Below are 11,894 nucleotides of genomic sequence, written 5' to 3' on the forward strand. Positions count from 1 at the left end.
GAGTTCCAGGGCTCGTCGCGGACGTCAGGGCAGCGTCCGCATATTCCCTCACCCTTCGTTGCGCGCGGCCGGGTACCCATCGGTACGCCAACCACCGCGCATCCCGGCCGTGACGGCTAGAAGGCCCGAGTCTTCGTACGCCAAGCCCCTGTGCTGGTAGCCCGTCCGCCGAAAGCACGAACCGGCGGAACGGCCGGTCCACGACACGGGCGCCACTATGGCGAGGAGTTGCTGATGAGTTCGCAGAACAGACGAAGGACCCTCTGGCGGGCTGGCCTGGTCGCCGGCTCGGTCGCCGCGCTGACGCTGGCGGGGACGATGGTGACCGGCAGCGCCCAGGCTGCGGCCGGCTGCCGGGTGGCATACGACGTCTCGTCCCAGTGGCCGGGCGGTTTCACCGCCAATGTGAACGTGACGAATCTCGGTGACCCGATCAACGGCTGGGAGCTGGCGTGGACGTTCCCCTCCGGCCAGCGGGTGACCCATGCCTGGAACGCGACGGTCGCCACGTCGGGTAGCCAGGTCACCGCGACGAACATGAGCTACAACGCCGCCGTCGGCACGAACGCCACGGTCTCGTTCGGCTTCAACGGATCCTGGACGGGGAGCAACACCGCACCGACCTCGTTCACGTTGAACGGGGTCGCATGCACCGGGAATGTCGGCCCCTCGCCGACGCCCAGCGTCTCCCCGACCGTCTCCCCGACCGCGTCACCCACGGTCTCGCCGACGGTGACCCCACCTCCCGGCAACCGGATGCAGATGGTGGCGGCGATGCAGCCCGGCTGGAACCTGGGCAACACCCTTGATGCCATTCCCGACGAGACCGCCTGGGGCAACCCGCTGACCACCCGGGAGATGCTGCGCCACATCAGGTCACAGGGCTACAAGAGCATCCGGCTGCCGATCACCTGGAGCAACCACCACGGGCCGGCACCGGACTACACCATCGACCCGGCCTGGCTGGACCGCGTCCGCGAGATCGTCGACTGGTCCCTGGCGGAGGACCTCTACGTGATGATCAACCTGCATCACGACTCCTGGCAGTGGATCAACGCCTACCCCACCGACCGTACGAACGTGATGGCCCGGTACCAGGCACTGTGGAGCCAACTCGCCGACACGTTCCGCAGCCACTCGTCGAAGCTGGTCTTCGAGAGCATCAACGAGCCCCAGTTCACCGGCACGTCCTCCGACGCCGAGAGCGACCAGGTCCTGCACGAGCTGAATCTGGCATTCGTCCGCCTGGTACGCCAGTCCGGTGGAAACAACGCCACCCGTCTGCTGGTGCTGCCCACCTTGCACACCAGCGGTGAGCAGGCCCGGATGGACGCGTTGCTGACCACGTTCGACGAGCTTGACGACCCCAACCTCGTCGCCACCATTCACTTCTACGGCTGGTGGCCGTTCAGCGTCAACATCGCCGGCGGCACCCGCTACGACAGCAACGTCGAGCAGGACATCATCGGCACCTTCGACCGGGCGTACAACACGTTCGTGTCCCGCGACATCCCGGTGATCATCGGCGAGTGGGCCCTGCTCAGCTACGACTACACCCGGCCGGGCATCATCCAACGGGGCGAACTGCTGAAGTTCTTCGAGGCCGTCGGCCACCACGCCCGCATCCGGAAGCTCACCACCATGCTGTGGGACGCGGGTTCATTCCTGCACCGACCCGAGCTGCGCTGGCGGGACCAGGGCATATACGAGTTGATGATGGCGAGCCTGACGACCCGCTCCGCCACCGCTTCCACCGATCAGATCTACGTACCCCGCACGGGCGACATCACCAGCAGGTCGCTCACCCTCAACCTGAACGGCACCTCGTTCCAGAGCCTCTGGCACGGCAGCACCCGACTGACCAGCGGCACCGACTACTCCGTCTCCGGCAGCACCCTCACGCTGACCCGGGCGGCCGTCACCCGGTTGGCCGGCAACCGGGCCACCGGCGTCAACGCCACCATCGAGGCTCGCTTCTCCCAAGGCGTGCCGTGGCGGATCAGCATCATCAGCTACGACCCGCCCACCCAGACCGCAGCCACCGGCACGACCAGCGGGTTCACAATTCCCACCCAGTTCCGCGGTGACCAACTCGCCACCATGGAAGCCGAGTACGCCGACGGCAACGCCGCCGGACCGGCCAACTGGACCACGTACAAGGAGTTCTGGAGCAGCTTCCGGCCCGACTACAGCGCCAACACCATCCTCCTGACGCCCGAGTTCTTCGCCGAGGTCAACGACGGCGCTGTTACCCTCACCTTCCACTTCTGGAGCGGCACGCAGATCACGTACCGGCTGACGAAGTCCGGCAACTCGATCACCGGCAGCCCGGCCTGACCATTGCGCGGTGTGGCCGGTGCGGAGTCCCGCACCGGCCACGCCGGGCACCGCCGAGGTCAACCGCCGAGAGTGGCAAGTTCCGAGACGACGACGTTGGTCAGGGCCCGCCCGTCCCGGCGGACCTGACGGAGATACCACTTCTGGATCGGTGCGTGCGTGGACTTCGCGAACTGCCAGGGCCCACGAGGGCTGTTGAGCTGCCCGAGGCCGGCGATCGCGGCGTTGATCTGCTGCGGGGTGGGGTTCGTGCCCGCCGCGGCGATCGCCCGGTCCAGCACGGCTGCCGCGTCGTACGACGCCATCACGATCGACGTGGGCACCCGGCCCGGGTAGGCCGCGTTCCAGGCGGCGACGAATTCCCGGTTGGCCGCGTTGTCGAGGTCGGGCGAGTAGTTCAACCCGTTGTAGATGCCCTCGGCCGCGTCGCCCTGCTCGACCAGGCTCGCCGGCTCGGTGACGAAACCCGCCGCGTAGAGCGGCAGGTCGGCGACGGGGGATTCGGCGTACTGCTTGACGAAGGTGATGGCGTTCTGCGCGTCGAAGAAGCAGTAGACCGCCTCGGCGCCGGACTCGGCGATCTCGTCCAGGTACGGCCCGAAGTCCTCGGTGACCGGGAACGGGCTGAAGACGGCCTTGCCGCCTGGGTTGGCCAGTCGGCCACCGAGGTCGGTGAAGGTGTCGACGAACCCGCGCAACTCGTCGCGACCGCTCTGGAAGTCCGGCCCGATGGCGTAGACGCTGCCCTGCCCCACCTCCTGCTTGACGAACGGGGCCATCGCCACACCGGGCTCGACGGAGATCAGGTTGGTGTGCCAGACGTACGTCACGTCGGTCAACGCCGGCCGCCCCAGCGCACCTACCAGCGGAACCTTGTGCTGATCGATGAGCGGAAGGATGGCGGCGACGCTACCGCCGTTGATGATGCCGGTGATCGCCGAGACTCGATCCTGCTCCAGCAGCTTCGTCGCGGATTCGACGGTCACGTCCCGTTCGTATCCCTCGTCGGCGACGATCAGCTCGGCCGGGTGACCGCCCAACTGCCCGCCACGCATGTCGAGGTAGAGCTGGAAGCCGTCGCGCAACTCGGAGCCCGGGGCCTCAAGCGACCCGGCCAGGGCGGTGATCATTCCGATCTTGATGGTCTGCCGCTCCGGCTCCGACCCGCCGTCACAGCCGGCGGTGACGGCGACCAGCACCCCGGTCAGCAGGGCTGCGCCGAGCCGTCGGGCGGTTGAGGCGCGTCGGGTGGGGTGGCTGGCGTTCACAGCATCCCCAGCAACTGGGACCGCACCGCCGGGGTCAGCACCTCGCCCATCCGGTTCGCCAGGTCGGTCATCTCGTACGAGACCTGGCCCACGTCGCAGACCGGGGACGCCAGCACGAGCAGTGAGGCCCCGTCGCTGAACGACATGCAGAACATGAAGCCGCCGTCCATCTGAGTCACGTTCGAGATCACCGTTCCGGCCTGGAAGAACCGGGCGGCCCCGACCAGCAGGGCGATCAGACCACTGCCGGTGGCGGCGAGCTGATCCGCCCGATCGCGGGGCAGGCCGTGATTGTGTGCCAGGACCAGCCCGTCGGTGGAGATGGCCAGGGCATGACTGACCTCAGGAGTACGGCTCACGAAGTTCTGCAACAGCCAGCTCAGGTCGTTCGGGCTTGTCACGACGTCACTCCAGATCGGGGAGGGGTGGACAGTCAGCGTCAGAAGGAATTGGGGGACCGGCGTCCGGCGACGCCCTTGGCGTAGGCCGACATGGCCGCCGCCACAGTTGCCGGATCCAGCTTCCGCTGCGGGTCCGCGCTCGGTTGCGGTGTATCGGGCACCAGATGGGGCTGCGGCACCCGGCGTGGCAACCCGACCTGGGTGGACGGCGCTGGAGTGGCGGTCGCCCATTTCTCACCGGCATCGACCGGCCAGATGACGGCCACCGAGTCGCCGTCGAGGGCGGTCTTGAACCAGCCGTTCACCGTCGGTCCGGCCGGCAGCCCCACCGCGGGTTGCGGCTGAGCTGCTGGCTGGAACAGCGGTGCGGGTACGGGAGGCGCGGCGACGGAGCTGGGTGGCGCCGGCGTGCTCGCGCGTACCGCGCCGGCACCGACCGGGACCCGCCCGGCATTCGGCACGGGGTTGCCGGAGCCGGCCACGGGGAGGCTGGCGCGGGTCCCGGAGGTCATGGCCGGACGCCCCCCGGCGGCGGAGGGTCGGCCCCGGCCCAGTTCGGACTCCACAGGTTGCGGCTGCTGGACCGGCCGGCGTACCACGATCGATGCCGGCAGCGTGATCTCTGCGACCGTTCCGCCCGTCGGCCCAGGGCGCAGCTCGACCCGGACGGCGTGCCGTGCGGCGAGCCGGGCGACCACGGTCAGGCCCATGGCCCGCACGCCCGACACGTCGATCGACGACGGATTGGCGAGCGCCATGTTCAGTTGCTCGCACCGCTGGGTGGAGAGCCCGACGCCCTGGTCCACCACCTGCACGATCGCCCGGTCGGAGAGGGCGTGCCCGGTGACCAGCACCTCGGCCTCCGGCGGGGAGTACCCGGTCGCGTTGTCCAGCAGTTCGGCGACCAGGTGCACGATCTCGTCGACCGCCGTACCGGCGATCGCCAGTTCCTTGTCCACGGTGCCGATCCGGACCCGGGTGTAGTGCTCGATCTGGGACAGCGCGGCCTGGATCACGTGGTCGAGCGGAACCGGCTCCTGGCGTACCCGGGAGATGCCGGAACCACCGAGCACCAGCAGGCTCTGGTTGATCCGGGCCATCCGGGTCGCGAGATGGTCCAGTTGGTACAGCTGCTGGAGACGTTCGGGGTCGGCCTCGTCGCGCTCCACCTCGTCGACCTGGGCGAGCATCGCGTCCACCAGCCGCTGCTCACGTCGAGAGAGATGGACGAAGATCTCCGCGATGTTGGCCCGCATCACCGCCTGTTCGCCCGCGATCCGGACCGCTTCCCGGTGCAGTGCCCGGGTCGCGGTGGCCACTTCGGCGATCTCGTCGGAACCGGTGATCCGGAATTCCGAAACGGAACGGTCCGCCACCTCGTTGGGCTGCACGCTGCCGGGAGGGGCCGCGGTGAGCTCCCGGACGACGGCCGGTAGCCGGTCGTACGCCACCTTGGTCACCGTGTTGCGCAGCGACCGCAGCCGGCGGGTGATCCGCCGCGCCACCACACCGGTCAGTACGGCGGTGAGCGCCAGGACCAGGAAGATGCCGACGCCCTGTAGCAACGCGTTACGCAGCAGCTGCCCACGCTCGGTCGACACCCGGTCGGCCACGGCGGCATCCAGGTCGCTCTGGATCCGGAACATCTGGCTGACCCAACCGTCGGTGGCCTCGACCCAGGCGTCCGGATCGACGGCGAGCCGCCCGCCGGGCAGCGTCCGGCCCACCTGGTCCTGAAGCCGTTGTGCGGCGACGACCTGGGGATCGGTACCGATCTGCTCCCAGCTGGCCGCCCAACCCGGTTCGGCAAGGGCCAGGAAGGCGTTGGTGGCCTCGGCGTATCGGGCCTGGGCACCGACAATCTCCTGCTGTCCGGCCGGGGTCAGCTCGCCCCCGGCGAGGCTGCGCAGCACGATGACCTGAAGCTGACCGATCGCCTCGCCCGCCTCGGAGACCGCCACCGCAGCCCGGACGTCGTCGGCGATGTTCGTCGAGGTGTCGGTGGCCACGGAAGCGCGGAAGGTCAGCAGGTCCGCGACGAGAATTCGGTAGCTGAAGGCGATCGCGGAAAGGGTGGCGCGAGGGCTCGATCGGACCTGCTCGCGTACCGAGCCGAGCGCCGCCAGACCGGCGTCGATCCGTTGCAGGGCGGAATTTCCGGTCGCCACCTCGTCCCTGCGTTGTTGGAACTCGACGATCTCGGCGTCGGTCCGGGCGACCTGGTCGTCGAAGGTGGCGCTGGCCGCCTGGCTCTGGGTGGTCACCTCGACCGCGGCGATCACCCGTTCGGCCTGTAGCGCACGGGCGAGCGCGCCGGCCTGGGTGGAAAGTGTGACGACGTCGTGCACGGTGCCCGCGTTGAGCACCTGCCGGACCGTGCCCTCAAGGGCCAGGCCGGCGAAGGCCACGACTGCGATAAGTGGTACGGCGACCAGCAGCCGGAGCAGGCGGACGATGCTGCCCCGGGCCAGCCATCCCCGGCGCGCTTCGGCATGGGTACGCACTGCGGCTGCCGCTGTAGCACGTGTCACCGGCGTACTCCGCCCCCTTGCCTCATCGACGTTGATCTCAGCAGAAACCGACACATACGTCGGTTACATGGTGGAGGGTGGGCGTGCCTGCCCACGTCAGAGCGCCATTCCTACCACGATGTATCGGTTCACCTCTAGATCCCTACTCGCCCGCTCGTGGGTTGACTGACGTCTCGGACATGAACCCGAAGCGCGACAGCGAAACTTGTTCAACCAATCGGCGCGAACGAATGGCGGAACGGGCGAGGCCCAACCTGGCTCGATCTTGTTATGCCTCGACCCATACCCCATGGGGGTATATGGTGATGTCCGGAGGCGATGACATGTCCCACGGCGACACCCAGCACCACCCGAAGCAGCACGGGCACGGCGGGCACGACAAGCACGCCGGGCACGACCCTGCGGCGTTCCGCCGCAAGTTCTGGCTGAGCCTGGCACTGACCGTGCCGATCGTGGCCACCAGTCACATGGTGATGGACTGGCTCGGCTACGAACTGGACTTTCCCGGGATCAGCCTGGTGGGGCCGGTGCTCGGCACGGTGGTCTTCGGCTACGGCGGCTGGCCCTTTCTCCAGGGCGCGGTGCGCGAGATCCGGGATCGGGCGCCGGGCATGATGCTGCTGATCGCGATGGCGATCACGGTTGCCTACGTGGCCTCGCTGGCCACCTCGTTCGGCGCCTTCGACCTGGACTTCTGGTGGGAACTCGCGGCACTGGTGACGATCATGCTGCTCGGCCACTGGCAGGAGATGAAGGCGATCGGCCAGGCCCGGGGCGCTCTGTCGGCGCTTGCCGCGCTGCTGCCCGACGACGCCGAGCGGCTCGACCCGGACGGAGCGCCGCACCGGGTGACAGTGGCCGAACTGGGCGTCGGCGATGTGGTCCTGGTCCGTCCGGGTGCCCGGGTTCCGGCGGACGGCACCGTGGTGGACGGTCGCGCCGAGATGGACGAGTCGATGATCACGGGCGAGTCGCGCCCGGTGTCGCGCGCCACCGGCGACCGGGTGGTGGCCGGCACGGTGGCCACCGACGCGGCACTGCGGGTCCGGATCGAGGCGGTCGGGGACGACACAGCGTTGGCCGGCATCCAGCGGCTGGTGAGCGAGGCCCAGCAGTCAAGCGGCCGGGCACAGGTGCTGGCCGACCGGTTCGCCGCCTGGTTGTTCTACATCGCCACCGCGACCGCCGTGCTGACCCTCGTGGTCTGGTCGCTGCTGGGCAATGTGGACGAGGCGGTCGTGCGGACGGTGACGGTGCTGGTCATCGCCTGCCCGCACGCGCTCGGACTGGCCATCCCGCTGGTCATCGCGCTGTCCACGGCGGTGGCCGCCAAGGGCGGCATCCTGGTCAAGGACCGACTGGCCCTGGAGCGGATGCGCACGGTGGACGCGGTGCTGTTCGACAAGACCGGCACGTTGACCCGGGGCGAGCACGTACTCACCGATGTCGCCGCCACCACCGGCACGACCGAACGGGACGTCCTCGCCATCGCGGCGGCGGTGGAGGCCGACAGCGAGCACCCCCTCGCCCGGGCGATCGCGACCGCCGCCGCCGACCGGAGCGACAAGCGGACGGCGTCCGGGTTCCACGCGATGACCGGCCGCGGGGTACGCGCCGAGGTGGACGGGGTGAGCTACGCCGTCGGCGGTCCGGCGTTGCTGCGGGAGCTCGACGTGAGCGTGCCGGAGGACCTCGACGAGCACCGGCAGGACTGGTCGCGTCGTGGCGCCGCAGTGCTCTACCTGCTGCGGCTCAGCGACGACGGCGGCGCTGTCGTCCTCGGTGCCCTCGCGTTGGCCGATCAGGTGCGACCGGAGGCCCGGCAGGCCGTCGCCGATCTGCGCAGGCAGGGCATCCGCAAGATCATGATGATCACCGGGGACGCGCGTCCGGTCGCCGAGGCGGTCGCCGCCGACCTCGGATTCCGCGCCGGCGAGGACGAGGTCTTCGCCGAGGTGCTACCGGCGGAGAAGGACGACACGGTGACCGGGCTTCAGCAGCGTGGGCTGCGGGTCGCCATGGTGGGCGACGGGGTCAACGACGCACCTGCCCTGGCCCGCGCGAACGTCGGCATCGCGATCGGCGCCGGCACCGACGTGGCCATCGAGTCCGCCGGGGTGGTGCTCGCCTCCTCCGACCCGCGCGGGGTGAGCGGCGTGATCCGGTTGTCCCGGGCCGCGTACCGGAAAATGCTCCAGAACCTGGCCTGGGCCGCTGGCTACAACGTGGTTGCGCTGCCACTCGCCGCCGGGGTCCTGGCCTGGGCCGGCGTGGCGCTGAGCCCGGCGGTCGCCGCCGTGCTGATGTCGGCCTCCACCATCGTGGTCGCGCTCAACGCCCAACTGCTGCGCCGCGTCGAACTGCGCCCAACGGATTGAGCACCCGTCAGGGCAGCTTTGTAGCCCGTAGGCTTCGACACCGAGATCGCAGTCCTGCTCCGCAACGACCGTCCTTTCGCCGCCGTCAGAAGAACGGGGGGACGGTACGGTCCGTGAAGAGCAGGAAACCGGCGAACGGCAGCAACTGGACGACGATCGTGGCCAGGGCGCCGACGAGCCGGGTCTCCCGCCGTGCGGGAAACCCGGCCCGCCGGGCCTGCCGCCTGTTGAACAGCACGGAGCAGCCGACGAGGACGGTGGCGGCGAGAGCGATCAGGATCGCGACCCCGATCGCGCCGTCCCGTCCGTACAACGGGACGACGTCGTTCCAGATCCTTGCGCGGAGATAGAAGACGAGGCCGCCCACCGCCCCCAGCGGAAAGATCCAGAAGTACCCGATGAGGGCGTTACCGGCCAGCCAGGTGAGGGCCACCCTGAGTCGGCTGGGGTGGCCCGCCACGGTCGTCACCTCGTCGCTCCCCTCAGTTACGGATCAATGCGTTCGTCGCCTCGAAGCAACGGTAGACACCCATGGTCTCCCGGCCGTACACCACCGAGTTGCTGCCGTCGCCCTGGTACGACGCCAGCATCTGTTCGATTTCCTGATCGGTGTAGGTCAGCCGTTGTCCGCTGATGCCGGCCCGACGGTGACCCCCCTCGAACAGGATCAGCGGCACCGTGCTGATGTTGTAGTTGTCGTTCTCGTTGAGCGATCGCCAGGTATCCCACATGACATGCCAGTCGCTCGCGTCCTGTGCGGCCCCCGGCACCAGACCTCGCCCCTTGGCCCAGTTACGAGCCCGGATCGCGCTGGCAGCGAAGATCTGCGACACGCCGGTGCTGGAGTCGGGCCGCTCCGGCATCGGGGTGGGCGGCGTGCCCAGGTGGCCGCTGTTCTCCCAGGCTTCCAACTGCTGCCGGTAGACGTACCAGAGGCGGACCGCAGCGTCGGCGACCGACTCCTCCAGAGTCTGCTTCCAGTACTCCCAGAAGGGGTTCGTCTGCAACAGCGCCTTGCGGACGTTGTAGCCCCGCGACAGGTTGGTGATCAACTCGTCGTGTGCGAGCACCTTGTCGAGCGCCTCCTCGATGCTGTGGATCAAGCCCACCTTCGGCGTGTCCAGCGGATTGAGATAGTTGCGCAGGGCCGTCAGCAGAGCCGATCGGTAGGACATGTCGAAACGGACATCAGGCTTCGCGGAGGTGTCCCGTACGCGGCTCTGGCCGGGATCCCGACCCGAGTAGATGTTGTTGTCGATCTCGATCTGACCGGCTCCGGAGCCGACGGTGATCGTGGTGATCTGGTCGAAGGCCCAGTCGTACGGCAGCGGGAAGCCGAGGTTGCCGCTGAAACCGGTGGAGAGGTCGGCGACGAAACTCGACGTGGTCAGGCCCAGGGCGGCCAACCGGCTGCACACGTTACGCGCGCCGTAGACGCCGATCCGGTACGGGTGGCCGAGTAGCTCCATCGTGTTCTGGATCGCCCGGAAATGTGGGATGACGTAATCGGTGATGTCCGTGTTCAAGGCATCGAAGTCAACCGCGTGGTAGATGATGGTGCCGCGTTCGAATCCGTACCCACTCGCCGCCTGAACGCACAGGCTTGCGTCCAGGTGCCCCTGCTGAGGGCTGAAGTAGGACGCCTCGCCGCCCCAGGTCTGGTAGATCGGAAAGCAGCGCAGCCCGGCGTTGAACATGGTCTGCAACTCGCCCGGCTTGATGTTCTTGTCCAGACTCGTGTTCGGCACGTTTGTCAGGTACCTACCGATGACCCGATAGCCCAGGTCGTAGAGGGTCTGGGCGCGGGCGGCGGTGATCGTGGTGACACAGTCCACCGCATTGCCACGACGATCGGTGTCCCCGGTGCTTACCAGCAGCGAGCACCAGGTCTGGAAGTCGCCCTTGCCGGTCACCGGCAGCGCCACGAACTGCTGGAACAGCCGCGCCTGATCGCTGACGGACTGGCTGAAGACACCGTCGAAACTCACCGGGTACCGGTTGAAGATCATGCCCGCCTGGAATAGGCGGATGAAGTTTGACGACCCGGAATCGTGCTGACCGACAGAGATCGCGCCACGAGCCCTGAGGGCCGACCGCGTACCCGGCCCGAAGTTGCCGTTGGCTCCGGCCACGTTCAACTCGATCTGCAACGCCCAGATCAGTGCCTTCGCCACGTCGCGCGATGGGTGCCCGTCCGCCGGCACGATGTAGAACCAGGACTGGTCGATGAAGCTACGGTTCATCCACTGTTGCACCGATCGCACGGCAGGCGAACCGTTCTCGACCACCACGTACGCGTCCATGGTCAGCAGCGCCTTGAACTCTTTCGGGCTCAGGTGGTAGTTGACATCGGTGAACCCCATGTTGCGCCGCAACTGGTGAATCGACTCGGTGGTCACCTCACCCCATGTCCCGCTGATGTCCTCGCCGTAGTAGCCCTTGCAGTACAGGCCGCACTGCATGATCTTGATGATGTTCGTTGGTGATCCGTTCGTCGTCGCGCCGACCCGACTCAACGTCGTGGGTCCGAACGAGTCGGACGTCGCGGTGATACCCAGTTCGAGTTGCAGGGCGCGGGTCAGTGCGAACATGGTCGGCCATCCTGTACGCCCGTCCTCCGGCGCGGGCACGTAGCCGGCCCGGTTGCCGTAGGTCGCATTGACCCACTGCTGCGCTCGGAGAACCCATTCGTCGACGGAGGCCGCAAGCAGGCCGGTGGAGCGGATGTTGGCCTCGAGCAGCCGCATGTCGCCCTGCATCCTGGCCAGCGGCGGGGCCGGTTTGGGGGTGACAGCGGCGGAATCGGCCAACGGCTTGCCCGGTGGCACCTTCCGCGGCCCTGCGGGATCGGCGGGGGCCGCCGAGGCAGGGCTCGCCACGGTCGCGCCTGCACCGGCGGCGGCAGCACCGACTCCGAGAATTTGCAGCAGCTTCCTGCGGTCGATGTTCGTCATGACACCCCGTTTCTTAGAAGGGTTT

7 protein-coding genes are annotated in these 11,894 nt (G+C 68.3%); 2 read left to right on the forward strand and 5 right to left on the reverse strand.

Annotation, left to right across the window (positions count from 1 at the left end):
• Nucleotides 1–234 precede the first annotated feature (234 nt).
• Nucleotides 235–2,337, forward strand: a complete 2,103-nt coding sequence (locus Vse01_RS08080) for a cellulase family glycosylhydrolase (RefSeq protein WP_093408463.1) — start codon at nucleotides 235–237, stop codon at nucleotides 2,335–2,337.
• Nucleotides 2,338–2,396: 59 nt separating this feature from the next.
• Here Vse01_RS08080 and Vse01_RS08085 read toward each other — a convergent pair whose 3' ends face one another.
• The 3 genes from Vse01_RS08085 to Vse01_RS08095 are packed head-to-tail and all read right to left on the reverse strand — an operon-like array spanning nucleotide 2,397 to nucleotide 6,537.
• Nucleotides 2,397–3,605, reverse strand: coding sequence for an ABC transporter substrate-binding protein (locus Vse01_RS08085; RefSeq protein WP_198413227.1), 1,209 nt, complete (start codon nucleotides 3,603–3,605; stop codon nucleotides 2,397–2,399).
• A complete protein-coding gene (locus tag Vse01_RS08090; RefSeq protein ID WP_093408465.1) occupies nucleotides 3,602–4,006 on the reverse strand; it encodes a roadblock/LC7 domain-containing protein in 405 nt (134 codons plus the stop codon). Before Vse01_RS08090 ends, Vse01_RS08085 begins: the two co-directional genes overlap by 4 nt.
• A 38-nt stretch (nucleotides 4,007–4,044) precedes the next feature.
• Complete coding sequence (locus Vse01_RS08095) at nucleotides 4,045–6,537, reverse strand: sensor histidine kinase (protein WP_170863553.1); 2,493 nt, start codon at nucleotides 6,535–6,537, stop codon at nucleotides 4,045–4,047.
• Nucleotides 6,538–6,860: 323 nt separating this feature from the next.
• Between Vse01_RS08095 and Vse01_RS08100 the strand changes: the two genes are divergently transcribed.
• Nucleotides 6,861–8,915: a copper-translocating P-type ATPase gene (locus Vse01_RS08100; protein ID WP_232511372.1), complete on the forward strand. Its 2,055-nt coding sequence runs from the start codon at nucleotides 6,861–6,863 to the stop codon at nucleotides 8,913–8,915.
• Nucleotides 8,916–9,000: 85 nt separating this feature from the next.
• Here Vse01_RS08100 and Vse01_RS08105 read toward each other — a convergent pair whose 3' ends face one another.
• Together Vse01_RS08105 and Vse01_RS08110 are read right to left on the reverse strand one after the other, a co-directional pair.
• On the reverse strand, nucleotides 9,001–9,384 hold the full coding sequence (locus tag Vse01_RS08105) for a hypothetical protein (RefSeq protein ID WP_093408472.1): 384 nt from the start codon (nucleotides 9,382–9,384) through the stop codon (nucleotides 9,001–9,003).
• A gap of 13 nt (nucleotides 9,385–9,397) precedes the next feature.
• Nucleotides 9,398–11,869 carry a glycoside hydrolase domain-containing protein gene (locus Vse01_RS08110; protein ID WP_198413228.1) on the reverse strand — a complete coding sequence of 824 codons (2,472 nt, stop codon included), beginning with the start codon at nucleotides 11,867–11,869 and terminating at the stop codon, nucleotides 9,398–9,400.
• Nucleotides 11,870–11,894 lie beyond the last annotated feature (25 nt).

This window comes from Micromonospora sediminimaris, assembly GCF_016863575.1.
Classification (GTDB): Bacteria; Actinomycetota; Actinomycetes; order Mycobacteriales; family Micromonosporaceae; genus Micromonospora; species Micromonospora sediminimaris.

Excerpts from the sequence above, each read along its gene's own strand:
- Vse01_RS08080 (WP_093408463.1), top strand. The coding sequence starts at position 235 with ATGAGTTCGCAGAACAGACGAAGGACCCTCTGGCGGGCTGGCCTGGTC.
- Vse01_RS08100 (WP_232511372.1), top strand. The coding sequence starts at position 6,861 with ATGTCCCACGGCGACACCCAGCACCACCCGAAGCAGCACGGGCACGGC.
- Vse01_RS08110 (WP_198413228.1), bottom strand. The coding sequence starts at position 11,869 with ATGACGAACATCGACCGCAGGAAGCTGCTGCAAATTCTCGGAGTCGGT.